This is a genomic window from Pseudomonas sp. WS 5027, from assembly GCF_012985695.1.
GTDB classification, from domain to species: domain Bacteria; phylum Pseudomonadota; class Gammaproteobacteria; order Pseudomonadales; family Pseudomonadaceae; genus Aquipseudomonas; species Aquipseudomonas hygromyciniae.
Map to the genome: position 1 here is coordinate 88059 of NZ_JAAQWU010000009.1, position 25071 is coordinate 113129.

The 25071-nt window shown below is 62.0% G+C and carries 20 protein-coding genes; 9 read left to right on the forward strand and 11 right to left on the reverse strand.

All coding sequences use genetic code 11. The features are described 5' to 3' along the window. Positions 1 to 129: 129 nt before the first annotated feature. The 3 genes from HBO09_RS13230 (at position 130) to HBO09_RS13240 (ending at position 2370) form a co-directional block, all read left to right on the forward strand. Positions 130 to 1032: a chemotaxis protein gene (locus tag HBO09_RS13230; RefSeq protein WP_169994550.1), complete on the forward strand. Its 903-nt coding sequence runs from the start codon at positions 130 to 132 to the stop codon at positions 1030 to 1032. Positions 1033 to 1035: 3 nt separating this feature from the next. Beyond that, the gene (locus HBO09_RS13235; RefSeq protein ID WP_169994552.1) at positions 1036 to 1518 is read left to right on the forward strand and encodes a GNAT family N-acetyltransferase; all 483 of its coding nucleotides are present in this window, start codon (positions 1036 to 1038) and stop codon (positions 1516 to 1518) included. A gap of 108 nt (positions 1519 to 1626) precedes the next feature. Then, on the forward strand, positions 1627 to 2370 hold the full coding sequence (locus HBO09_RS13240; protein WP_169994554.1) for a YkgJ family cysteine cluster protein: 744 nt from the start codon (positions 1627 to 1629) through the stop codon (positions 2368 to 2370). 472 nt (positions 2371 to 2842) lie between these two features. On the opposite strand, the gene HBO09_RS13245 is transcribed toward HBO09_RS13240, so the two are convergent. From HBO09_RS13245 to HBO09_RS13255, 3 genes are all read right to left on the reverse strand, one after another. After that, positions 2843 to 4417 carry a PAS domain-containing methyl-accepting chemotaxis protein gene (locus tag HBO09_RS13245; RefSeq protein ID WP_169994556.1) on the reverse strand — a complete coding sequence of 525 codons (1575 nt, stop codon included), beginning with the start codon at positions 4415 to 4417 and terminating at the stop codon, positions 2843 to 2845. Between the two features lie 96 nt (positions 4418 to 4513). Next, the gene (locus HBO09_RS13250; protein WP_169994558.1) at positions 4514 to 5725 is read right to left on the reverse strand and encodes a transporter substrate-binding domain-containing protein; all 1212 of its coding nucleotides are present in this window, start codon (positions 5723 to 5725) and stop codon (positions 4514 to 4516) included. Between the two features lie 146 nt (positions 5726 to 5871). Next, complete coding sequence (locus tag HBO09_RS13255; protein WP_029297855.1) at positions 5872 to 6105, reverse strand: hypothetical protein; 234 nt, start codon at positions 6103 to 6105, stop codon at positions 5872 to 5874. Between the two features lie 215 nt (positions 6106 to 6320). Here HBO09_RS13255 and HBO09_RS13260 point away from each other — a divergent pair, with 215 nt between their 5' ends. The 6 genes from HBO09_RS13260 (at position 6321) to HBO09_RS13285 (ending at position 15853) form a co-directional block, all read left to right on the forward strand. After that, entirely contained in the window at positions 6321 to 7487 is a 1167-nt protein-coding gene (locus HBO09_RS13260) for an efflux RND transporter periplasmic adaptor subunit (RefSeq protein ID WP_169994560.1), read from the forward strand. Continuing rightward, on the forward strand, positions 7484 to 10579 hold the full coding sequence (locus HBO09_RS13265) for a multidrug efflux RND transporter permease subunit (protein WP_169994562.1): 3096 nt from the start codon (positions 7484 to 7486) through the stop codon (positions 10577 to 10579). Before HBO09_RS13260 ends, HBO09_RS13265 begins: the two co-directional genes overlap by 4 nt. Positions 10580 to 10588: 9 nt before the next feature. After that, a complete protein-coding gene (locus tag HBO09_RS13270; protein WP_169956339.1) occupies positions 10589 to 11266 on the forward strand; it encodes a heavy metal response regulator transcription factor in 678 nt (225 codons plus the stop codon). Then, complete coding sequence (locus HBO09_RS13275) at positions 11256 to 12620, forward strand: heavy metal sensor histidine kinase (protein WP_169994564.1); 1365 nt, start codon at positions 11256 to 11258, stop codon at positions 12618 to 12620. Before HBO09_RS13270 ends, HBO09_RS13275 begins: the two co-directional genes overlap by 11 nt. A gap of 326 nt (positions 12621 to 12946) precedes the next feature. Next, complete coding sequence (locus HBO09_RS13280; protein ID WP_169994566.1) at positions 12947 to 14269, forward strand: OprD family porin; 1323 nt, start codon at positions 12947 to 12949, stop codon at positions 14267 to 14269. Positions 14270 to 14353: 84 nt separating this feature from the next. After that, positions 14354 to 15853, forward strand: coding sequence for a sensor domain-containing diguanylate cyclase (locus HBO09_RS13285; RefSeq protein WP_169994568.1), 1500 nt, complete (start codon positions 14354 to 14356; stop codon positions 15851 to 15853). Positions 15854 to 15955: 102 nt separating this feature from the next. Here the strand turns inward: HBO09_RS13285 and lpxC are convergent, their stop codons facing one another. From lpxC to ftsW, 8 genes are all read right to left on the reverse strand, one after another. Further along, complete coding sequence (lpxC, locus tag HBO09_RS13290; protein WP_029297841.1) at positions 15956 to 16867, reverse strand: UDP-3-O-acyl-N-acetylglucosamine deacetylase; 912 nt, start codon at positions 16865 to 16867, stop codon at positions 15956 to 15958. 112 nt (positions 16868 to 16979) lie between these two features. Beyond that, the gene (gene ftsZ, locus HBO09_RS13295) at positions 16980 to 18170 is read right to left on the reverse strand and encodes a cell division protein FtsZ (RefSeq protein ID WP_169994570.1); all 1191 of its coding nucleotides are present in this window, start codon (positions 18168 to 18170) and stop codon (positions 16980 to 16982) included. 65 nt (positions 18171 to 18235) lie between these two features. Continuing rightward, the gene (ftsA, locus tag HBO09_RS13300; protein WP_029297837.1) at positions 18236 to 19495 is read right to left on the reverse strand and encodes a cell division protein FtsA; all 1260 of its coding nucleotides are present in this window, start codon (positions 19493 to 19495) and stop codon (positions 18236 to 18238) included. A 15-nt stretch (positions 19496 to 19510) separates the two neighbouring features. Continuing rightward, on the reverse strand, positions 19511 to 20377 hold the full coding sequence (locus HBO09_RS13305; RefSeq protein ID WP_029297835.1) for a cell division protein FtsQ/DivIB: 867 nt from the start codon (positions 20375 to 20377) through the stop codon (positions 19511 to 19513). A 4-nt stretch (positions 20378 to 20381) separates the two neighbouring features. Continuing rightward, positions 20382 to 21353, reverse strand: a complete 972-nt coding sequence (locus HBO09_RS13310; RefSeq protein ID WP_169994572.1) for a D-alanine--D-alanine ligase — start codon at positions 21351 to 21353, stop codon at positions 20382 to 20384. Next, positions 21350 to 22801, reverse strand: a complete 1452-nt coding sequence (gene murC / locus HBO09_RS13315) for a UDP-N-acetylmuramate--L-alanine ligase (protein WP_169994574.1) — start codon at positions 22799 to 22801, stop codon at positions 21350 to 21352. The genes HBO09_RS13310 and murC overlap by 4 nt, the downstream gene beginning before the upstream one ends. After that, positions 22794 to 23864 (reverse strand): undecaprenyldiphospho-muramoylpentapeptide beta-N-acetylglucosaminyltransferase, encoded by a 1071-nt coding sequence (gene murG / locus HBO09_RS13320; protein ID WP_169994576.1) that lies wholly within the window; start codon positions 23862 to 23864, stop codon positions 22794 to 22796. Before murG ends, murC begins: the two co-directional genes overlap by 8 nt. Further along, a complete protein-coding gene (ftsW, locus tag HBO09_RS13325; RefSeq protein ID WP_169994709.1) occupies positions 23854 to 25065 on the reverse strand; it encodes a putative lipid II flippase FtsW in 1212 nt (403 codons plus the stop codon). The genes murG and ftsW overlap by 11 nt, the downstream gene beginning before the upstream one ends. Between the last annotated feature and the right edge of the window lie 6 nt (positions 25066 to 25071).

Below are 25071 nucleotides of genomic sequence, written 5' to 3' on the forward strand. Positions count from 1 at the left end.
AACGCGTCTATCCTGAACAAACGCAGCGTACTCGGGTTTTTCGCGAGCAAGCTCGCTCCTACAGTTTTTTGGGCCGGCGTCGATAACCTGCCATAGAAGATTGTTATCGCCGATCCACAGAAGGTTTTTATGTCCACCACCAAAGCCCGCGCAGATTCACTCTCGCTTCTGCTCTTTACCTTGCGCAGCGGCAAGCTGATGGCCATCAACCTGCTGAAAGTCAGCGAAATCATTCCCTGCCCGCCGCTGACCAAGCTGCCGGAGTCCCACCCCCACGTCAAAGGCATCGCCACCCTGCGTGGTGCGGCCCTGTCGGTGATCGACCTCAGCCGTGCCCTGGGCGAGATGCCCCTGCAAGACCCCGACGGCGGCTGCCTGATTGTTACCGATGTCAGCCGCTCCAAGCAGGGCCTGCATGTGCAGGCAGTGAGCCGGATCGTGCATTGCCTGACCACGGACATCCGCCCGCCGCCCTTTGGCTCCGGCGGCACGCGCTCGTTTATCACCGGCGTGACCCAGGTGGACGGCGTGCTGGTGCAAGTGCTGGACATCGAAAAAGTCATCCACGCCATTGCCCCCGCGCAAATCGAAGTCGCGCCCACCGACCTGACCATGGAAGAAGCCGAAGTGCTCGGCCATGCGCGCATCCTGGTGGTGGACGACAGCCAGGTGGCCCTGCAGCAGTCGGTGCACACCCTGCGCAACCTTGGCCTGACCTGCCACACCGCACGCAGTGCCAAGGAAGCCATTGATGTGCTGCTGGAGCTGCAAGGCACCGCCGGGCAGATCAATGTGGTGGTGTCTGACATCGAAATGTCGGAAATGGACGGTTACGCCCTCACCCGCACCCTGCGTGAAACCCCAGACTTCCAGGACCTCTACGTGCTGTTGCACACCTCCCTGGACAGCGCGATGAACAGCGAAAAAGCGCGCCTGGCCGGGGCCGACTCGGTGCTGACCAAGTTTTCGTCGCCCGAGCTGACCAAATGCCTGGTGGTCGCGGCCCAGACCGTGGCGAAAAAAGGCCTGTAAATAGTGACAGCGTATTACCAACTGCTGCGCCGCGACCTCACCGGCAGCCTGCCCGCGCCGCAGTGGCCAGCCGACACCCGTCTGGATCATTACCGCAATGAGCTGGCCCCGGCGATCCATGCAGTATTGCGCATGACCCAGGCACAGGGCGGCGGCCACGTAGCCAACCTGGACACCTGGCGGCAGCAATTCATCACCGATGCAGAGTTCGACCCCACGCTGTGCCTGGTGGCGAGCAATGCCGACGGCATACTCGGCGTGGCCCAATGCTGGACCAGTGCCTTTATCGAACACCTTTGCATCCACCCTTGCGCCCAGGGCCAGGGCCTGGGGCGCGCCTTGTTGCTCCATAGCTTCCAGGTGTTCAAGCAGCGCGGCGAACCCTATGTCGACCTCAAGGTGCTGGAAAGCAATCAGCGCGCACGCCAACTGTATGAGAGCGCCGGCATGGTCTTGGTGCTGCGCGACGTGGTCAGCAAAGACTGAGCGGCACTGGCGCATAACTTGCTTCCAGAGTCTGTGAGCGGCGGATAGAGGTAAAAACCCGTCACCGCGCAAGAGCGCCCTCTGACCTGGCCTGGTAGCAGATCCTCCATGAATACCCATTTTTCCTGCGTTGGTTGCGGCAAATGCTGCACCGACCATCATGTCCCCCTGACCCTCGACGAAGCCCGCCAGTGGGCGGCGGATGGCGGCAATGTCATCGTGTTGGTGGAAGGTTTCCTGGGCAATGGCCTGGGCCTGCCACTGCAGCAACGCGAGCATGCCGAACGGCGTTCGGTGGTAGTGCCCAGCGGTAACACCCAGGCGTTCGTGGCGATCACCTTTGCCGCCTACAACGCCGGGCGCTGCCGGAATCTTGACGAAGACAACCGCTGTGGCATCTATGAGCGCAGGCCGCTGGTCTGTCGCATCTACCCGATGGAGATCAACCCGCATATCCCGCTGAACCCGGCCGCCAAGGATTGCCCGCCGCAATCCTGGGAACAAGGCCCGGCGCTGATCGTCGGCGGTGAACTGATGGACCAGGACCTGGCGGACCTGATCCGCCGCTCGCGCCAGGCCGACCGTGACGATGTGCAGACCAAGGAGGCGGTGTGCGCCCTGTTGGGTATTCGGACCACGGCGCTCAAGGGCGATGGGTTTACCGCCTACCTGCCGGATATGAGCGCCTTCGCCCAGGCCATTGAGTTGGCCGCAGAACAACCGGCCATGGCCCACGAATGGGTGTTTCATGTATCCGGGATAGATATTGCCGAACAGTTGCTGGACGCCGGCGCGCAGATAGCCACTGAAGTACCGGCCAACTATGCGTTTATCTCGCTACGCGCTGCCTGAGGGCCATCAACCTGTCATTGTGGCGAGCGCTTGCGGCAGGTCGAGATTTTTTTGGGGGTGGCTGCAGCACAGCAGTTTTTTTGGACTGTAGATTTCCTGTGGCGAGCGGGCTTGCCCCGCGCTGGGCTGCGTAGCAGACCCACCCCAGGCTCCGCGGTTGTTTCAGATACACCGAGCCAGCAGGTTTTGGGGCGGCTTCGCCACCCAGCGCGGGGCAAGCCCGCTCGCCACAACAAGTGCGCTCGCAGCAGGTCGAGATTTTTTTGGGGAGGGCTGCAGCACCGCAGTTTTTGGACTGTAGATGTCCTGTGGCGAGCGGGCTTGCCCCGCGCTGGGCTGCGTAGCAGACCCAATCCAGGCTCCGCGGTTGTTTCAGATATACCGAGCCAGCAGGTTTTGGGGCGGCTTCGCCACCCAGCGCGGGGCAAGCCCGCTCGCCACAACAAGCGCGCTCGCTCGCCACAGCCGCAGGTTAGCGGCGTTTGCCCCAGAACTCTTCCGCCAAGCGCCGCAGGTCTTCCGCCAGCGCGGCGACGTCGCCGGAGCTGAGCTGGCTCTGCTGGCCGGCGCTGACGGTCGCCTCGCCCGCATTGCGGATGCCGACGATATTGCGATTGATGTCCTCGCTCACCGCGCTCTGCTCTTCCACCGCCGCCGCGATCTGCACACTCATGGCCGTGATCCGGTTGACCCGCTGGCTGATGCCATCCAGGGCCGACGCGGCGCGCTGGGCATGCTCGACACTGACTTCAACATGCTGGCTGCTTTGCTCCATGGCCATCACCGCGTCGCGGGCGCCGCCCTGCAAGGTGCTGATCATGCGCTGGATTTCATTGGTGGATTGCTGGGTACGTTGCGCCAGGCCGCGCACTTCGTCGGCCACCACTGCAAAGCCACGGCCCTGCTCGCCAGCCCGCGCCGCCTCGATGGCCGCGTTGAGGGCCAACAGGTTGGTCTGTTCGGCAATCGCCCGGATCACTTCCAGCACGCTGGAGATATCCCCGCTGTGGCTTTCCAGTTGATGGATCACGCTGGTGGCCCTGGCCAGTTCCTGGGACAGGCGCAGTACCGCATCGCGGCTTTCGTCCACGCGCTGATGGCCTTCACGGGTCTCGCTGCCGGCCTGGTCTGCCGCTTTCGAGGCTTGTTGGGCGTGGTTGGCGACTTGCGCCACGCTGGCCGCCATCTGTTGGATGGCGGTCGCCACTTGGTCGGTCTGGCTCTGCTGGCCCAGGCTGCTGGCGTGGCTGCTGTCCAGTTGCTGGGCCAGGGCGGCGGCGTGCCCGGATAAACGCTGCGACGCATCGCCAATCCGCCCAACCACTGCGCCCACCTGGGCTTCGAGCATTTGCATGGCAAATTCGATTTGCCCCAGCTCGTCCGCGCGTCCGGTGTAGATCGCCTGGCTGACGGGGTTGTCGGCAATCTGCCGCGCCCGCTCGCTCAATTGCCTCAGGGGCCGCAACAACAGATTGATGCCCAAGACGCCTGCCGCGCCCACCGCAGCCAGGCCCAGCACCTGCAGCGCCCATGAATAACTGGCCAGCCCGGTCCCCACGCCCCAGGTCAGCGCGCACGTCGCGCCAGTGACCAGCGACAACTTCATAGGCATTTCCAGCACTGGCCGCAAGCGCCGGGAACCTGCGCGCAAACGCGCATAGGCGCGCTCCGCAGCCATCACCCGCCGCGCATCGGGCTTGGTGCGCACCGACTGGTATTCCACCGCCACACCGTCGCGTGTCACCGGCGAGGCATAGGCGCTGACCCAATAGTGATCACCGTTCTTACAGCGATTTTTCACCATGCCCATCCACGAGCGGCCACTTTTGAGGGTCTGCCACATGTGGGCAAAAGCCGCCGACGGCATGTCCGGGTGGCGTAGCAGATTATGTGGCGCGCCCAGCAGTTCCTCACGGCTGTAGCCACTGACGTCGATAAAGTCCTGGTTGGCGTAAGTAATCGAACTGCCTAGGTCAGTGGTCGAGAGGATGTTGGCGTCTTGGGCAATGTCCACACTTCGACCCGTGACCGGGAGATTGATCTTCATGGAAAGCGCGCTCGGGATTATTGGAGGAGTCGGCAGGGGCACCGACTCTAAGCGCACCGGTTGAGCAAATACTGATCCAGCTCATGTTCCACGCATTTAGTTGCCCGGTGCCCCGGCCATGGATCCGGGAGGGTCCTCGACCATGGCCACGCACTCGACCGCCACCCGCGCGCCTTGCGGCAGCCGGCGCACGGTCAGCACACTGCGGGCGGGCAGCCGACCTCGGGCGAAATACCCCAGGTACACGTCGTTGACCAGGTTCAGGTCCTCCAGCTCGACCAGCATCAAGGTGCACTTGACCACCCGGTCCAGCGAGGACTGATGACGCGCCAATAGTTCGCGCAGCGTGTTCATCACCTGTCTCATCTGCGCGCCCGTGCCGCCCTTCACGAGGTTGAGCCTGGCATCCACCCCCGCAATGCTGGAGGTGTACAGCATGTTACCGACCCGCACGGCCTCGGAAAACGGCAGGTCCAGGTCCCCGGGGTAAAACTGCGGCCCGTCCTGGTCCTGGGCGTTGGCGGCTTCGGGTTCCTCCTGTGGATAACCCTGGAGAATGCGCTGGTACTCGCCACTCTGCTTGAGCTGCTCCAGTGCGCGGTTCAGCTCGTTGCGCAACTCGGGGTCGGACTTGCGCACGCCGATGGCCACGGCGGTGCCCATCTGCTGGCCGGTCACCGGTGGGCCGACGAAATCAAAAGCCTGGCCCCGCTCAGTGTCGAGCAACTCCTGGCGGATTTCGGCCTTGCCTTGCAACGTGGCGTCGATATCACCGGCTACCAGGCTGCGGATCAACTGGTCGTTGAGCCAGAAGCTCTTGATGATCACCCCGGCGGGCGCCCATTGCGCCAGGGCGAAGGCTTCACGATTGCTGCCGGTCAGCACCCCGATGCGCTTGCCCTTGAGGGCGCGCACCGTGGGCAGCAGCCCGGAGTACTTGCGGGCCACCAGGTGGGTGGTGAGGGGATAGAGGTCGTCGGTGAAGTCGATCAACTGTCGGCGCTGGGGAGTGGATGCCATGCCCATGATTGCATCGAAACGCCGGCTTTCCAGGGCATCGATGCTGCGGGTAAATACCTGGTCGACCCAGGCGCAGCGCACGTCGAGCTGGGCGCACAGGGCATCGCCCAGTTCGATGTTCAAGCCCACCAACTGCCCTTGGGCATTGCGGCTTTCATAGGGCGGGAACTGCGGGGAGATTGCGAAGCGGATCTCGCTGCGCGGCGCAGTATCAGCCACCGCCCCCACAAAAAAGCCGCTCGACAGCAGCGACCCTACAGACAATACGAAGATCTTTGCCAAAGCCATGCAGACATCCCTTTCTTGAAAGATCAACGCCTTCAACCGGTACTGCTGCCAACCAGGCGCGGCAAAGGGGTATCAGGCAAGCTTTCAAGAAAAGGTCGTGGACCGACAAGACGAAAAGTCAGCAATGGCTGTAGGCACAACCGCCGTCAGCGTTTACCCATCGAGCGGCGGGTGCCTGGCGGCGCCATACCCGGGGTTTTGGTGTGGCCGTTCTTCGCGCCGTTTTTGTACCACGGCTGATTGCTGTCTTTCGCCCCGGCCAGCTCACCCGGTTTGAAAGGGAATTTGAAGGCCGGGATCACCGGTTTGGCTTCACTGTCGAGGCTGTCTGGATCAGCCAGTTCGGCGCTTTCAACAGGCGGTTGTGTGGGGCAGTTCATGGAAGCTCCGGAGCGTGCAAAAAATGACGCGGGCCCGACTTGCGGGCCACACTGGCGCGCAGTATACCTGCGCGCCCTGGTTCTTTAACCACTGCCCGTACGAATGGTCGACCTTTGCTGACAGCGCTGTCAGTTAACGGTCACTCTGCTGACCGGGTTTGCCGGCTATAAAGAGCCTTCACTCTTCCCTTTCTCTGTCCGGACGCCGCGAGCCCATGCACATTCAACGCAAAACCACCTTGATTGTGCTCGCCGTCGTGGCCCTGGCGGTCGTGGCCTGGGTCGCGACCCGGCCGGCCAAGACCAAGCTGTCCGCCGCCACCGCGATCCCGGTGCGGGTGGTCAGTGTCGCTCAGCAGGACGTTCCGCGGTTTGTCAGCGGCATCGGCTCGGTGCTGTCGCTGCACAGTGTGGTGATTCGCCCGCAAGTCGACGGCATCCTCACCCAATTGCGGGTCAAGGAAGGGCAACTGGTCAAAGCCGGCGACCTGTTGGCGAGCATCGACGACCGGGCGATCCGCGCCAGCCTCGACCAGGCCAAGGCCCAGTTGGGCGAAAGCCAGGCGCAGTTGCAGGTGGCGCAGGTCAATCTCAAGCGCTACAAGGAGTTGAGCATCGACGATGGTGTGTCGAAGCAGACTTACGACCAGCAGCAAGCCCTGGTCAACCAGCTCAAGGCCACGGCCCAGGGCAACCAGGCGGCGATTGATGCGGCCCAGGTCCAGCTTTCCTACACACAGATTCGCTCCCCCGTCAGCGGTCGGGTAGGGATTCGCAATGTGGATGAAGGCAACTTCCTGCGTACCAGCGACACCCAAGGCCTGTTCTCGGTGACGCAGATCGACCCGATCGCGGTGGAGTTTTCCCTGCCACAGCATATGCTGCCAACCCTGCAAGGCCTGATCGCCGCGCCACACCCGGCCAGTGTCGATGCGTTCCTGGGTGCCGACACCGATAGCCCGGCGGCGATCCTGCTCGGCGAGGGCCGCCTGAGCCTGATCGATAACCAGATCAGCGCCAGCACCGGCACCATCCGCGCCAAGGCCGAGTTCAGCAATGCCGCGCAAACACTGTGGCCGGGGCAATTGGTCACGGTGAAGATTCAGACCGCCCTCGACCAGGCCGCCCTGGTGGTGCCGCCGACGGTGGTCCAGCGCGGCATGGACTCGCACTTCGTGTACCGCCTCAATGGCAACAAGGTGGACGTGGTGCCCGTGCAGGTGACCTACCAGAACAGCGACCTGACGATTGTCACCGGCGTGCAGCCCGGTGATGTGCTGGTCAGTGACGGCCAGTCACGCCTCAAGGCCGGCGCCCAGGTGGAGGTGCTCAAGGAGCCGCCGCAAGTGATCCAGACCGCCCAAGCGCAGGCCCAGCCATGAAGGGCCGTGGCTCGGTTTCGGCCTGGTGCGTCGACCATCCAGTCGCCACCCTGCTGCTGACCTTTGCCCTGGTGCTGCTGGGGTTGATCGCCTTCCCGCGCCTGCCGGTCGCGCCGCTGCCGGAGGCGGAGTTCCCGACGATCCAGGTCACCGCCCAACTGCCCGGCGCCAGCCCCGATACCATGGCGTCTTCGGTGGCAACGCCGTTGGAAGTGCAATTCAGCGCCATCCCCGGCATGACCCAAATGACGTCCAGCAGTGCCCTGGGTTCCAGCCTCTTGACCCTGCAATTCACCCTCGATAAGAGCATCGATACCGCCGCCCAGGAAGTGCAGGCGGCGATCAACACGGCGGCCGGCAAGTTGCCCAGCGATATGCCCAACCTGCCAACCTGGCGCAAGGTCAACCCGGCGGACAGCCCGGTGCTGATCCTCAGCATCAGCTCCAACAACATGCCCGGCACCGAACTGAGCGACTACGTGGAAACCCTGCTGGCCCGGCAGATCAGCCAGATCGACGGGGTCGGCCAGATCAGCATCACCGGCCAGCAGCGCCCGGCGATCCGCGTGCAGGCCTCGCCGGACAAACTCGCCGCCATTGGCCTGACCCTGGCCGACATCCGCCTGGTGCTCCAGCAATCGAGCCTGAACCTGGCCAAGGGCGCGCTGTATGGGCGCGACAGCGTGTCGACGCTGTCGACCAACGATCAACTGTTCCACCCCGAGGAATACGGCGACCTGATCGTTTCCTACAAGGACGGCGCGCCGGTGCAATTGCGCGATGTGGCGCGGGTGATCAATGGTTCGGAGAACGCGTACGTGCAGGCCTGGTCCGGTGATACGCCGGGGGTCAACCTGGTGATTTTCCGCCAGCCGGGGGCCAATATCGTCGACACCGTAGACCGCATCCAGGCCCAGTTGCCGCGCTTGCAGGCGATGCTGCCGGCGTCGGTAGAGGTCAGTTCGCTGTCGGATCGCACCAAGACCATTCGCGCCTCGCTGCATGAAGTGGAAATCACCCTGCTGATCGCCGTGTTGCTGGTGGTGGCGGTGATGGCGCTGTTCCTGCGCCAGTGGTCGGCAACCCTGATTGTCTCCAGCGTGCTGGGAGTATCACTGGTGGCCACTTTTGCCTTGATGTACGTGATGGGCTTCAGCCTGAATAACCTGACGCTGGTGGCCATCGTCATCGCCGTGGGTTTTGTGGTGGACGATGCGATTGTGGTGGTGGAGAACATCCACCGTCACCTTGAGGCAGGCCTGGACAAGCGCGAAGCCGCGATCAAGGGCGCCGGCGAGATCGGGTTTACCGTGGTGTCCATCAGCTTCTCGCTGGTGGCGGCGTTTATCCCGTTGCTGTTCATGGGCGGTGTGGTCGGACGTCTGTTCAAGGAATTTGCCCTGACCGCAACCTCGACCATCCTGATTTCGGTGGTGGTGTCCCTGACCCTGGCGCCGATGCTGGCCGGGCAGTTTATGCGCGCCCCCACCCACCATCCCCATGACAAGCCGGGTTTTGGCGAGCGCCTGCTGGCCGGCTATGCGCGCAACCTGCGCCGGGCACTGGCCCATCCGCGCACGATGCTCGGTATCTTCACCGTGACCCTGGGCCTGGCCGTGGCCGGCTACGTGTTTATTCCCAAGGGGTTTTTCCCGGTACAGGACACCGGCTTTATTCTTGGCACCAGCGAGGCGGCGGCCGATGTGTCCTACCCGGATATGGTGGCCAAGCACCAGGCCCTGGCCGAGATCATCAAGGCTGACCCGGCGGTGGAAAACTTCTCCCACTCCGTGGGTGTCACCGGCAGCAACCAGACCATCGCCAACGGCCGCTTCTGGATTGCCTTGAAGGATCGTGGCGAGCGTGACGTGTCGGCCAGCCAGTTTATCGACCGGATCCGCGCCAAACTGGCCCAGGTCCCGGGGGTCGTGCTGTACCTGCGCGCCGGCCAAGACATCAACCTCAGTTCCGGGCCCAGCCGCAGCCAGTACCAGTACGTGCTCAAGAGCAACGACGGCGCGACCCTGAACACCTGGACCCAGCGCCTGACCGAAAAACTGCGCGCCAACCCGGCCTTTCGCGATCTGTCCAACGACCTGCAACTGGGCGGCAGCATCACCCACATCAGCATAGACCGCCAGGCCGCCGCGCGTTTCGGCCTGACCGCCACCGATGTCGACCAGGCGCTGTACGATGCGTTCGGCCAACGCCAGGTCAATGAATTCCAGACCGAGACCAACCAGTACCAGGTGGTGCTTGAACTGGATAGCCAGCAACGGGGCAAGGCCGAGAGCCTGAATTATTTCTATCTGCGCTCGCCGCTCAGTGGCGAGATGGTGCCGCTGTCGGCCCTGGCCAAGGTCGATCCGCCGACCGTCGGGCCGTTGTCCATCAGCCATGACGGCATGTTCCCGGCGGCCAACCTGTCGTTCAACCTGGCGCCGGGCGTGGCCCTGGGCGATGCGGTGATCATGCTCGACCAGGCCAAGAACGAGATCGGCATGCCAAGCACCATCATCGGTAACTTCCAGGGCGCGGCCCAGGCGTTCCAGAGTTCATTGGCCAGCCAGCCATGGCTGATCCTCGCGGCGCTGGTGGCGGTCTATATCATCCTCGGCGTGCTGTATGAGAGCTTCGTGCATCCGCTGACAATCATCTCGACCCTGCCCTCGGCCGGCCTGGGCGCGCTGATCATGCTATGGCTGCTGGGCCAGGACTTTTCCATCATGGCGTTGATCGGCCTGGTGCTGTTGATCGGCATCGTCAAGAAAAACGGCATCCTGATGATCGACTTTGCCCTGGAAGCCCAGCGCGTGCGTGGGCTGGCGCCTAGCGACGCGATTTATGAAGCCTGTGTCACGCGTTTTCGGCCGATCATCATGACCACCCTCGCCGCCCTGCTGGGCGCGGTGCCGCTGATGCTCGGCGCAGGCCCCGGCGCAGAACTGCGCCAGCCCCTGGGGATCGCGGTAGTCGGTGGGTTGCTGGTGAGCCAGGCGCTGACGTTGTTCACCACGCCGGTCATATACTTGTACCTTGAGAAACTTTTCCACAGACCCAAACCGGCCCTCGGGCTGGCGACCACACATTGAGGCGGGGTCATGCGTGTCCTGATTATTGAAGACGAAGAAAAAACCGCCGACTACCTGCATCGTGGGCTGACGGAACAAGGCTACACGGTAGACGTGGCCCGCGACGGCATCGAAGGCCTGCACCTGGCCCTGGAAAGCGACTACGCGGTGATCGTGCTCGATGTGATGCTGCCCGGCCTCGACGGCTTTGGCGTGCTGCGCGCACTGCGGGCACGCAAGCAGACTCCGGTGATCATGCTCACCGCCCGCGAGCGTGTGGAAGACCGTATTCGCGGCCTGCGCGAAGGTGCCGACGATTATCTGGGCAAGCCGTTTTCCTTCCTCGAACTGGTGGCGCGCCTGCAAGCCCTGACCCGGCGCAGCGGTGGGCATGAGCCGGTGCAGGTGACCATCGCCGACCTGTGGATCGACCTGATCAGCCGCAAGGCCAGCCGCGCCGGCTTGCGCCTGGACCTGACGGCCAAGGAGTTCTCGCTGCTCAGCGTCCTGGCCCGGCGTCAGGGAGAAATCCTGTCGAAGACAGCGATTGCGGAAATGGTCTGGGACATCAATTTCGACAGCGACGCCAATGTGGTCGAAGTGGCGATCAAGCGCCTGCGGGCCAAGCTCGACGGGCCATTCGAGCACAAGCTGCTGCACACCATCCGTGGCATGGGCTATGTGCTGGAGAACCGCAGTGTCGAGTAACTCCATTGCCCTGCGCCTGAGCGGCATGTTCACCCTGGTGGCGCTGGTGATTTTCCTGTTGATCGGTGGCGCGCTGTACCAGCAGGTGGACCGTGGCCTGGGCTTGTTGCCGGGGGCCGAACTGGATGCGCGCTACAGCGTGCTGGAGTCGTCGATCACGCGTTTCGGCACGCCGGATCATTGGGTGAAGATGGCCAGCAAACTCAAGCTGCTGGGGGAAGAGGACACACGTATTCGTTTCTGGGTGGTGAGCAGTGACCCGACCTATGAATACGGCAAACCCGACGCACGCATCCGCGAATTCGCCGCCGGCCCCACGGGCAAGCGTGATTTGTACCTGCCGGGCCACGCGTACCCGTTCAAGGTGCTGGTCAGCCAGTTCCCGGCCAAGGACCAGCGCCCGCCGCTGCGCTTTATGATCGCCATCGACACCGCCAACTTCCGCGCCACCCAGCACCATCTGCTGATGGCGTTGATCAGCCTGTCGTTTGTCGGCGTGGTACTGGCTTCGCTGCTGGGCTTCTGGGTCGCGCGCATCGGTCTCAAACCGCTGATCAAACTGTCGGATGAGGCGCAAAAACTGGCACCGCCAAAACTCTCGGGGCGCTTGCAGTTGTCGCCATTGCCACCGGAGCTCAAGCAGTTCGTCAACGCCTTCAACTCGACCCTGGAGCGGGTAGAAACCGCTTACTCGCGCCTGGAATCGTTCAATGCCGACGTGGCCCACGAACTGCGCTCGCCACTGACCAACCTGATCGGCCAGACCCAGGTGGCGCTGACCCGTGGCCGTTCGGCCGAGCACTACTTCGAAGTGCTGCAATCGAACCTGGAAGAGTTGGAACGCCTGCGCTCGATCATCAATGACATGCTGTTCCTGGCCAGTGCCGACCAGGGCAGCAAGGCCACCAAACTGATTGAGTGCTCCCTGGCCGATGAGGTGGCGACGACCCTCGACTACCTGGACTTCATCCTCGAAGACGCCCAGGTGCGGGTTGCAGTGATCGGCGATGCCCAGGTGCAGATCGAAAAGGCCCATTTGCGCCGGGCCCTGATCAACCTGCTGAACAATGCCGTGCAACACACCTCGCCGGGGCAGGTGATCGAGGTGCGGATTGAAGTGCAGGAGCAACAGGTGCTGATCGGCGTGACCAATCCAGGGGAGCCGATTGCCAGTGAACATCTACCCCGGTTGTTCGAGCGTTTCTACCGCGTCGACGCCTCGCGTAGTAACAGCGGGGCCAATCATGGGTTGGGGCTGGCCATCGTCAAGGCGATTGCATTGATGCATGGCGGGGATGTGTTCGTGCGCAGTGAACACGGTGGCAATACCTTTGGTATCACCCTGCCCATCTAATTTTTTTAAACCACTACACAATCAAAATGTGGGAGCGGGCCCATCCCCATAGGTAGATCGCCGTCTCGACTGTTGCGATTTGGGCAACAGTCATTATCTTGTTACACTCTGTACCGTACCGCTCGCCTGCGCCAATATGTCGCATCGACGAGCGAGACGGCAAAGACAGCCGACCCGCCCTGCTATTTCCCTCGACTTATTTCCAGGGCTCTACACTGGGAATCTGTCTTAAAGCCGCTGACTTCAGCGGCTTTTTTTTGCCGTAAAAAAGGCCAGGAACACCCCACAACATTGGCCATTTAGACTTACCCAAAGGAGCTCCCCCGGTGAAAACCGCGCTGACATTCACCCCGTTATTCCTCGCGATTGCAGCAACTATTTCCCCTCTCGCCCATGCCGCAGATGCCCCTCCCGCCGACGGATTCGTCGAAGGCTCCAGCCTTACTATCAACACCCGCAACTACTACATGAACCGCGACCGCCGCGACATCCACACTGATGACAGCAAAGAGTGGGGCCAAGGCTTTCTCGGGATCTTCGAGTCCGGCTACACCCAAGGCACCGTGGGTTTTGGCCTGGACGCCCATGCCATGCTCGGCCTGAAACTGGACGGTGGCGGCGGTACCGACGGCTCCAGCATCCTGCCGTACGGCAGCGGCAACGGCAAAGCGCCGGGCTCGTTTTCTACCGGTGGCGGCACCCTGAAAATGCGCGCCTTCGACACCGAACTCAAAGCCGGTGACCTGTTTCTCAACAACCCGGTGATTGCCGGTGGCATGACCCGCATGCTGCCCGAGACCTTTCGTGGCGTCAGCCTGACCAACCACAGCCTTGATGGCTGGATGTTCGAAGGTGGCCAGGCGAGTTTTGCCAAGCTCTATAACCAGAGCGGCCACGGGCGTATCGGCACCAGCTATGGCGCGCTGCCCAAGGGCCAGGACAGCCAGCACATGAACTGGGCCGGCGTGGCCTGGAGTGGCCTGCCAGGATTGACCAGCAACCTGTACGCCTCCGAACTCAAGGATGTGTGGAACCAGTACTACTACGACCTGGACTACACCTACGCGCTCAATGACCTGGTCAGCCTCAACCCCGGCCTGCACTTCTACCATACCCAAGAAACCGGCAATGCCCTGCTGGGGGATATCGACAACAACACCTACAGCCTGCATTTCACCGTGGGCGTGGGCAATCACGCCATCACGGCCGCGTATCAGCGGGTCAATGGCAACACCCCGTTCGACTACATTGCCCAGGGCGACAGCGTGTACCTGGACAACTCCCAGCAATACTCGGACTTCAACGGGCCCAACGAGCGCTCGTGGAAGCTCAAGTATGCCTATGACTTCGCAGGCCTCGGCGTACCCGGCCTGACGTCGGCGGTGTCGTACATCAGCGGCAAGACCGACTTGACCAAGGTCGACCCCAACAGCCGCGGCTACTCGGCCTGGTACAGCGCCGACGGTAAGAACGCCAAGCACTGGGAGCGGGACATCGACCTCAAGTACGTGGTGCAGGGTGGCAAGGCCAAGGACCTGGCGGTGCGCCTGCAATGGGCGACCAACCGTGGCAGCAATGACTACTCGGCGGTGGACCGTGATGTGGATGAGTACCGGGTGATCGTCGACTACCCGATCAATGTGTTCTGACGGCGAATTATCTTTTTCGGCGATGACTTAATTTCAGGCGCGCGGAATTAAACTGCCATTATCGTCACCGCCGAAGTCAGTCCGATGAGTCAACGCCGCGTCCTTAACCTGCCTGCACGCCCGGAGCTTTTGCTGATTCTGGGCAGTGGCCTCACCGCTGTGCTGATTCTGATCATCGTCGCTGTGCTGCTGATCCGCGAGCATGCCAGCACGCTGCAGACCGCCCAGCGCTCCACCAGCAATATCACCCAGTTGATCAATGCCGATGTGCTGCGCAATGTCGAGCTCTATGACCTGGCACTGCAAGGTCTGATTACAGCGGCAGGCAAGGACTTGTCGGGCCTGCCGAGCGATGTGCGCCACCAACTGCAATTCGACCAGTCCACCGCGGCGCCCTACAAAGGCGAAGTACTGCTGCTGGATGCACAGGGCGCAGTGCTTGCCGACTCGTCGACGCTGACCCCCACCCGGCGCAACTTCGCCAACCGCGACTACTTCCAGGTCCATCTGCAAAACCCCGAGGCCGGCCTGTTTATCAGCCGTCCGTTCAAGATCCGCTGTGACTGCGAGCAAATCTGGCGCATCGCTTTCAGCCGCCGTGTAACCGGGCCCTCTGGCGAGTTTGCCGGGGTGGCCGTGGCGACCATGCGCCTGGCGTATTTCGACCAATTGTTCAGCAGCCTGACCATCGGTAACGGCAACACCATCAACCTGCTGAACAACCAAGGCATTCTGCTGGCCCAGCAACCCCTGCTCGAACGGGACATGATCGACAAGGACCTGAGCTCGCGCCCCAACTTCAAGCGCATGCTGCAAGAGGGCAGCGGCAGCTTCCGGGCCATCTCTGCGATCAGCGGCACCCCACGGCTCTACACCTTTACCAATGTCGGCCAGTTGCCATTGATTGTGGTGGTGGCCTTGGCCAGCGACGACGTATTCGCCGCCTGGCAACGCGCCGCATGGCTGACGGCGGGCGCCACCGGGGTATTGTGTGTGGGCCTGTTGTGGTTGAGCTGGATGTTGCGCCTGGAACTACGGCGACGTTACCGCGCCGAGAAGGTGCTGTCAGAACTGGCAGCCACCGACGGCCTGACCGGCCTGGCCAACCGCCGTATCCTCGACCAGCGCCTGAGCCTGGAATGGGACCGCGCCCGCCGCTCGGCCGAGCCCTTGGCGCTGCTGATGATCGATGTCGACCACTTCAAGGCCTTCAACGACCGCCATGGCCATCAGGGCGGCGACGAAGCTTTGCGCAGCGTGGCACAGGTGATCGGCAGCCAAATCCGCCGCCCGGCCGACCTGGCGGCACGTTACGGAGGCGAAGAGTTTGCGGTGATCCTGCCACATACCGATGCCAGCGGTGCCAGGACGATTGCTGAGCATATCCGCCTGGGGATCCAGCACTTGCCGCCGGTTGCGGGAGATAGTGAGCCTATTACAGTGAGTATCGGCTTGAGCACGTGGGACAAACGCAGCAACGCGTCATTGGAAGAGTTATTGCTCAGTGCTGATCGGGCGCTGTATGAGGCGAAAAACAGCGGGCGTAACCGCGTCGTCGATGCGGCCACACTGCTGCCGACTTGAACCCAAACACTCCTGTAGGAGCCGGCTCCTACAGGGGTGTTTACCAATAAAAAAAGGCCACCCGAAGGCAGCCTTTAAAAACTAAAGAAAGAGAGTTGTTACTTACACCGCCGCAACGGGACGCATGTAAGAGATCGGTGCGGTGCTGGCATCTTCGAAGGTCACAACTTCCCAAGCATCTTTCTGCTCAATCAACTTGCGCAGGAGCTGGTTGTTCAGTGCATGGCCCGACTTGAAGCCTTTGAACTCGCCTATCAGGCTATTGCCCAGCAGGTAGAGGTCACCAATTGCATCGAGGATCTTGTGCTTCACGAATTCGTCTTCATAGCGAAGGCCGTCTTCGTTCAGTACACCATCCGCGTCGACCACGATGGCGTTTTCAACGCTGCCGCCGAGTGCGAGGTTGTGCTTGCGCAGGTACTCGATGTCACTCATGAAACCAAAGGTACGGGCGCGGCTGACTTCTTTTACGAACGAAGTGCTGGAAAAATCCACGCTTGCACTTTGGGTGCGGTCACGGAATACCGGGTGATCGAAATCGATCTCAAAGCTCACTTTAAAGCCTTCGAACGGGACGAAGGTGGCGCGCTTGTCGCCGTCTTCTACTGTCACTTCCCGCAGAATGCGAATGAACTTCTTGGCTGCGTCCTGTTCTTCCAGGCCGGCAGATTGAATCAGGAATACGAAAGGTCCAGCGCTACCATCCATGATCGGGACTTCAGACGCGGAGAGCTCGACGTAGGCGTTATCGATGCCCAGGCCAGCCATGGCCGAGAGCAAGTGCTCCACCGTGTCCACTTTGACGTCACCGTTGACCAATGTGGTCGACATGGTGGTTTCGCCAACGTTTTCCGCGCGAGCAGGAATCTGCACCACAGGGTCCAGGTCGGCACGAACAAACACGATGCCGGTGTCGACAGGTGCGGGCTTGAGGGTCAGGTATACCTTCTCCCCGGAGTGCAGACCTACACCTGTGGCACGGATAATATTCTTCAGGGTGCGTTGTTTAATCATGGCTTGGACCGCTTCAGCGCAAATTGCGAACTGGTATCAACAAAGGCTGGCGATAATAACAGACCAGACCTTTGCTGAACACCAATCACCTTCATAGCCCTGATACATTCCATTAATCGGCCTGACGACGCAAGAAAGCCGGGATGTCCAGGTAATCCAGATCATCTTGCGGATTCGGGCTACGGGACGCCGCAGCACCGGCCTGAGCCTGGTTGCGCATCACGGTCGGACGATCCAGGTCACGGTAGTTCACCGACGGCAGTTCCTGGCGAGCAGGTGCTGGAGCGGCGGCTGTGGCCTGGCTGGTGTGCACGGTATTGTCGATAACCTTCACAGGCTTCTCGATTTTTGCGCCCAGACCAGTGGCAACCACGGTTACATGCAGTTCGTCGCGCATGTCTGGATCGATAACGGTACCAACCTTGACCATCGCGTGCTCGGAAGCGAAGGCTTCGATGATGCTACCCACGTCGGAGTACTCACCCAGGGACAGGTCGGGACCGGCGGTGATGTTCACCAGAATGCCGCGTGCGCCTTGCAGGTTCACGTCTTCGAGCAACGGGTTGCGGATGGCCGCTTCGGTCGCTTCACGTGCACGGTTAGGACCGCTGGCGCAGCCAGTGCCCATCATCGCCATGCCCATTTCGCTCATGACAGTACGTACGTCGGCAAAGTCGACGTTGATCATGCCCGGGCGCTTGATGATGTCGGAGATACCGCGAACGGCACCGGCCAGTACGTCGTCAGCCTTGGCGAAAGCCGACAGCAGGCTTGCGTCTTTACCGAGGATGGTCAGCAGTTTCTCGTTGGGGATGGTGATCAACGAGTCAACGCTTTCAGACAGCAGACGGATACCTTCGTCGGCGATCTGCATGCGCTTGCGGCCTTCGAACGGGAACGGACGGGTCACGACCGCGACTGTCAGGATCCCCATTTCCTTGGCCACTTCGGCAATGATTGGCGCTGCACCGGTACCGGTACCGCCGCCCATGCCGGTGGTGATGAACACCATGTTGGTGCCTTGCAGCACTTCTGCAATACGCTCGCGATCTTCCAGGGCGGCTTGACGGCCGACTTCCGGATTGGCGCCAGCGCCCAGGCCCTTGGTCACCGCAGTGCCCAATTGCAGGATGGTCCGCGCGCCGATGCTCTTCAGCGCCTGGGCATCAGTGTTGGCGCAGATGAATTCAACGCCTTCAATGTTGCTCTTGACCATATGGTTGACAGCGTTGCCGCCGCCACCGCCGACACCGATTACTTTGATAACCGGGCTTGCGGGGATGTTGTCTACGAGTTCGAACATTTTCCCTCTCCTTTCATTTCTCTAGTTTTTTCGCCTACTGCTTGAAACGGTGTTGCGGTAAATCTTTAGAAATTGCCTTTCACCCAGGCTTGCAGGCGCTCCAGCAACGGCGCTTTAGGCTCGTCACTGCTATAGCTTTCGCGGCTGCCAATGCCCGACAGGGAAATGCCGTCGGTCTGCTTTTGCAGGCCGTACAACAGCAAACCCACACCGGTGGAATAAATCGGGTTGCGCACCACGTCGCCCAGGCCCTTGACGCCATGGGGCACGCCCAGGCGGACCGGCATGTGGAAGATTTCCTCGGCCAGTTCGACCGCGCCTTCCATCTTCGAGGTGCCACCGGTCAGCACAATGCCGGCCGGGATCAAATCTTCGTAGCCACTGCGGCGCAGTTCAGCCTGGATCAGGGTGAACAGTTCGTCGTAGCGCGGCTCGACCACTTCGGCCAGGGCCTGGCGCGACAACTCACGCGGTGGACGGTCGCCCACGCTTGGCACCTTGATGGTTTCACCGGCACCGGCCAGCTTGGCCAGGGCGCAGGCGTAGCGGATCTTGATTTCTTCGGCGTACTGGGTCGGTGTACGCAACGCCATGGCGATGTCGTTGGTCACCTGGTCGCCGGCAATCGGGATCACGGCGGTGTGACGGATCGCACCCTCGGTGAAGATCGCGATGTCGGTGGTGCCGCCGCCGATGTCCACCAGGCACACGCCCAGTTCTTTTTCGTCGTCGGTCAGGACCGAGTAGGCCGAGGCCAGTTGCTCAAGAATGATGTCGTCGATTTCCAGGCCACAGCGGCGCACGCATTTTTCAATGTTCTGTGCGGCATTCACGGCGCAGGTCACCACGTGGACCTTGGCTTCCAGACGTACGCCCGACATACCCAGGGGCTCACGTACGCCTTCCTGGTTATCGATCACGTAGTCCTGCGGCAGGGTGTGCAACACGCGCTGGTCAGCCGGGATCGCCACGGCCTGGGCGGCGTCAAGGACGCGCTCAAGGTCGGCCGAGCTGACTTCACGGTCGCGGATCGCCACGATGCCGTGGGAGTTCAAGCTGCGGATGTGATTGCCCGCCACGCCGACGAACGCCGAGTGGATCCGGCAGCCGGCCATCAGTTGCGCTTCTTCGATGGCGCGCTGGATCGATTGCACGGTGGATTCGATGTTGACCACCACGCCCTTCTTCAGGCCCCGGGACGGATGCGTGCCGATACCGACGATTTCCAGCGTGCCGTCGTCCGCGACCTCGCCTACCAGCGCCACCACCTTGGAGGTGCCGATATCGAGACCGACGATCATTTTGCCGCTTTGCACGTTTGCCATGGGTCCTGCCTCTTCTTAATTCTTCGCGACAGCGGGTTGCGCTGCCGTGGGCGCAGCCGGTTCGCGCCAGCTAACGGCCAGGCCGTTGGCGTAACGCAGGTCGATGCTCGCAATGTTCGTAATCTGTTCTTTCAGGGTTTTGTCGTAGATGGCGATAAAGCGGCGCATCTTCTCCACCAAGTGGTCGCGTCCCAGCAACAACTCGATGCCCGGGCCGGAACTGCCTGCCCCGGTGGTCAGGAACCAGCTGCCCCGCTCGCGCAATTCCAGGCGCGCAATGGAGAAGCCCAGTGGCCGCAGCATCTGGCTCAAAGCCTGGTACTGCTGCATCACTTGCTGCTGTGCCCGTTGTGGCCCGAACAACTGCGGCAAATGCTCGTAGTTGGCCAGCTCACGCGGGTTGAACGCCTGGCCCTGGTTGTTCAACAGCGCCTCGTCGCCCCAACGGGCTACAGGCAGTTGTTCTTCCAGGCGGATCGTCACTTGATCCGGCCACACGCGCCGTACTTCGGCGTGGGCAATCCACGGCATCTGTTCCAGTTCGGCACGCATGCCTGCCAGGTCGATGGTGAAGAAGCTCGCGGCCACAAAAGGCGCGATCCGCTGCTGCACCGCTTGCTGGCTGATGTAGCTCAAGTCGCCCTGCACGCTGATCTTGGTGATCGGGCGGTCGGCATACGGCAACAGGCGCTGCGCACCTTCATAGGTACCAAAGCCCAACGCCACCAACAGCACCGGCCAGAACAGGGCCTTGAGAAAACCAAAGTTGGCTTTCGGCAGGCGCGCCGACATCGGCTCTTTAGCCACCATTCGACTGGCACCACGCGGCACCGGCTTGCGGCCGGGAGCGGGTTGCTGATGACGAAGCGATGCGCCTTGCATGGTCTTAACCTCGTGCCTCTTCATTACCGGCCACATAACTGGCCGCCAGGATCGCCAGCACCAACTGCTGGAAGTCCAGGCCGGCTGCGCGTGCAGCCATGGGTACCAGGCTATGGTCGGTCATGCCCGGTGCCGTGTTGACTTCAAGGAACCAGAAATTCCCCTGGTCATCCTGCATCACGTCTGCCCGCGCCCAACCGGCGATACCCAACGCCTCACAGGCTTTCGCCGTGAGGTCCATCAATTCCTGCTCTTTGGTTGCATCGAGGCCGCATGGGATCCGGTACTGGGTATCGGAAGCCACATACTTGGCGTCGTAGTCGTAAAAGGTGTGGGGCGTGCCCAATGCGATGGGCGGCAATACCTGGCCACGCAGGGTGGCGATGGTGTACTCGGGACCCTGGATCCACTGTTCCACCAACACTTGCGAATCGTAGGTACTTGCCGCTTTCCATGCGTCGATCAATTCGGCGGCCGAGTTCACTTTAGCCATGCCGATACTGGAGCCTTCATGGGCTGGTTTGACGATCAAAGGCAGGCCCAGTTCCTTGGCCGCAGAAATACAATCGTCTTCGCTGCACAGCACACTGTGACGCGGCGTCGGAATGCCCAGGCTGTGCCACACCTGCTTGGTGCGCAACTTGTCCATGGCCAGTGCCGAGGCGAGGATGCCACTGCCGGTGTAGGGAATCCCGGCGCATTCGAGCAGGCCCTGCATGCTGCCGTCTTCACCGCCACGGCCGTGCAGGATGATGAAGGCGCGGTCGATCTTCTCGGCCTGCAGACGGGCGAGGAAGTCATCGCCCACATCGATGCCGAAGGCGTTCACACCGGCGCTTTGCAGTGCCTGGAGCACGGCATTGCCAGACTTGAGCGACACTTCGCGCTCAGCGCTCTTGCCGCCGAACAGCACGGCCACGCGGCCGAAGTCGGCAGGCGCGATGGTGGAGAACAGGGAGCCGTAGTTCGTAGTCATTTCGACTTCCCCTGGGCGGCAGCGCCAGCAAACAGCGGGCTCGCCAGCAATTTAGGGGCAAGGCCGCCGATATCACCGGCACCCTGGCACAGCAGGATGTCGCCGGCACGCAGCAGCGGCTTGACGATCGGCGCGAGGTCGACGCCGCGCTCGATATAGATCGGGTCCAGTTGCCCGCGCTGGCGGATGCTGTTGCACAGCTTGCGGCTGTCAGCGCCGGGAATCGGTTCTTCACCGGCCGGGTAGACTTCCATCAGCAGCAATACGTTGGCATCGGCCAATACATTGACGAAATCGTCGTACAGGTCGCGGGTGCGGCTGTAGCGGTGTGGCTGGTAGACCATCACCAGGCGGCGCTCCGGCCAACCACCGCGCACGGCCTTGATCACGGCCGCAACTTCGGTCGGGTGGTGACCGTAGTCGTCCACCAGCATCACGTCGCCGCCGTCTACCGGCAACTGGCCGTAGACCTGGAAGCGCCGGCCCACACCGGCAAAACCCGACAGGCCTTCGACGATGGCTTCATCGCTGACACCCTCATCGGTGGCGATGCAGATAGTCGCCAGGGAATTGAGCACATTGTGGTTGCCCGGCATGTTCACCGACACATCCAAAGGTTCGCGATCCGGACGCAGCACGGTGAAGAAGGTCTGCATGCCTTGCTGACGTACATTGATCGCACGCACGTCGGCGTCTTCGCTGAAGCCATAGGTCACGGTCGGACGTTTGACCAGCGGCAGGATTTCCCGCACCACCGGATCGTCCAGGCACACCACGGCCAGACCGTAGAACGGCAGGTTGTGCAGGAACTCGACGAAGGTTTTCTTCAACTTGTTGAAGTCGCCGTCGTAGGTCGCCATATGGTCGGCGTCGATGTTGGTGACCACGGCCACCAGCGGCTGCAGGTGCAGGAAGCTGGCGTCGCTTTCATCGGCTTCGGCGATCAGATAACGGCTGGTACCCAGTTGTGCATTGGTACCTGCTGCATTCAGCCGGCCACCGATCACGAAGGTCGGGTCCAGGCCGCCGGCGGCGAACACCGAAGCGATCAGGCTGGTCGTGGTGGTCTTGCCGTGGGTACCGGCGACGGCGATGCCGTGGCGGTAGCGCATCAACTCGGCCAGCATCTCGGCGCGAGGCACCACGGGAATGCGGCGCTCAAGGGCAGTGGCCACTTCCGGGTTGGAGGTATTCACGGCACTGGAGACCACCAGTACATCGGCTTGCGCGGCGTTCTCGGCACGGTGGCCGATAAAGATCTGCGCGCCGAACGATTCCAGGCGCTCGGTGACCGGTGAGGTCTTGAGGTCGGAACCGGATACCTGATAACCCAGGTTCAGCAACACCTCGGCGATCCCGCACATGCCCACGCCGCCGATACCGACGAAGTGGATGCGACGGATGCGGCGCATTTCCGGTTGCGGCATGGCTTTTTGATTCTCAACCATGGGCCACCTCCAGGCAGATATCGACCACGCTGCGGGTGGCGTCGGGTTTGGCCAGGCGGCTTGCGGTGCTCGCCATGCTGTTCAGTCGTTCGGGTTGCATCAAAACCTCAGTCAGGCGTGCAGCCAGATCGGCGGCGCCAGTCGTTCTTTGCGGCAGCAGGAAGGCAGCGCCCTCCGCGGCCAAATATTCGGCGTTGCGGGTCTGGTGATCGTCAATCGCATGGGGCAATGGCACCAGCAAGGACGGCAGACCGGCAGCAGCCAGTTCACTGACGGTCAACGCACCTGCGCGACAGACCACCAGGTCGGCCCAGCCATAGGCATGGGCCATGTCTTTGATAAAGGGCTCTACCGTCGCCTCGACACCGGCCTCGCGATAGCGGGCGGCAGTCACTTCATCGTGGTTCTTGCCAGCCTGGTGGAAGATCTCGGGACGCAGTTCCACCGGCAGTTGCGCCAGCGCTTCTGGCAGCAATTTGTTCAACGGCTCGGCGCCCAGGCTTCCGCCCAGGATCAGCAGATGCGCCTTGCGCCCGGTCAGGGCCTGGCGGGCAATGTCCATGAACAATTCGGTACGCACCGGATTGCCGGTGGTACGCCGCTTGTCCATGGCCGCAAACGTATTCGGGAACGCCTCGCAGACCCGCGCCGCCAATGGCGCCAACAAACGGTTGGCAGTACCGGCCACGGCATTTTGTTCGTGGACGATCACCGGTACACCGCTCAACCGTGCAGCGACGCCGCCCGGGCCGGTGACGTAGCCACCAAAGCCCAGCACGCACACAGGCTTCAACTCGCGGATGACCTTGCGCGCCTGCCACACCGCCTTGAGCAACACGAACGGTGCCTTGAGCAGGGACAATTTGCTCTTGCCGCGCAGGCCGCTGACATTGATCAGGTGCAGGCGCAAACCGGCCGCCGGGACCAATTCATTTTCAATGCCACGGGGCGTACCCAGCCAATGCACGGTGTAGCCACGGGCCTGGAACTCACGGGCACAGGCCAGCGCCGGGAACACGTGGCCGCCGGTACCGCCGGCCATGATCAGCACGTTAGCGCCCATGGGTCGGCTCCTCGGCAAAATCGCTCTCGCTGAATTCCATCTCTTCGCTGCCCAAGTGGGTTCGACTCTCCCATTCGATACGCAGCAACAAGCCCAGACAGGCACAGCAGATCACCAACGAGCTGCCGCCGTAGCTGAGAAACGGCAAGGTCAGGCCCTTGGTCGGCAGCAAGCCGACGTTCACGCCGATGTTGATCAGGAACTGGCCGATCCACAGGAAGGCCAGGCCGTAGGCCACATAGGCGGCAAAAAACTGTTTGGCTTTCTCGGCCCACAGGCCGATGTACATGGCCCGCACGCAGACGAACACGAACAGCCCGACGGTGGCCAGGGAACCGACCACGCCCAACTCTTCGGCGAGTACCGAGAACACGAAGTCGGTATGGGCTTCCGGCAGGTAGAACTGCTTCTGCACACTGTTGCCCAGGCCCACGCCCAGCCACTCGCCGCGACCGAAGGCAATCAGCGCCTGGGTCAACTGGTAGCCGGAACCGAACTGGTCGGACCACGGGTCGGTAAAGGTGATCAGTCGCGCCATCCGGTAGGGTTGCGCCTGCACCAGGATCGTCACGGCCGCCACGGCCAGCCCGACCATCAGGGCAAAGCGGAACAAGCCCACCCCGCCAAGGAACAGCATCGCGGCAGCGGCGCCCATCATCACGACGGTGGCGCCGAAGTCCGGCTCCATCAGCAACAGGCCCGCCATGGGCAGCAGCACGATGAAGGGCTTGAAGAAGCCCATCCAGCTTTCCCGCACTTCTTTCTGACGACGCACCAGATAACCGGCCAGGTAAATCACTACGAATACCTTGGCGATTTCCGAGGGCTGCACGTTGAAGGCGCCGAAGCCGATCCAACGCATCGAACCGTTCACTTCGCGGCCGATGCCGGGGACGATCACCATCACCAGCAGGCCGAAGGCACCGATCAGCATCAGCCAACCCAGGCGCTGCCAGGTGGCGATTGGAATCATCATGGTGACGACACAGGCGCCGAGGCCGATCACCAGGTAAATCAGGTGACGGATCATGTGGTACAGGGTGTTGCCCGACTGTACGGCGGCCACTTCCGAGGAAGCCGAGGTGATCATCACCAGGCCCAGGCCCAGCAATGCCAGGCAACCAGCGAGCATCGGGAAGTCGAGGTCGATCCCACGCCCGGTGATGATCGGCGATGGGTACGGCTTGATGATGTTCTTCAGGTCCAG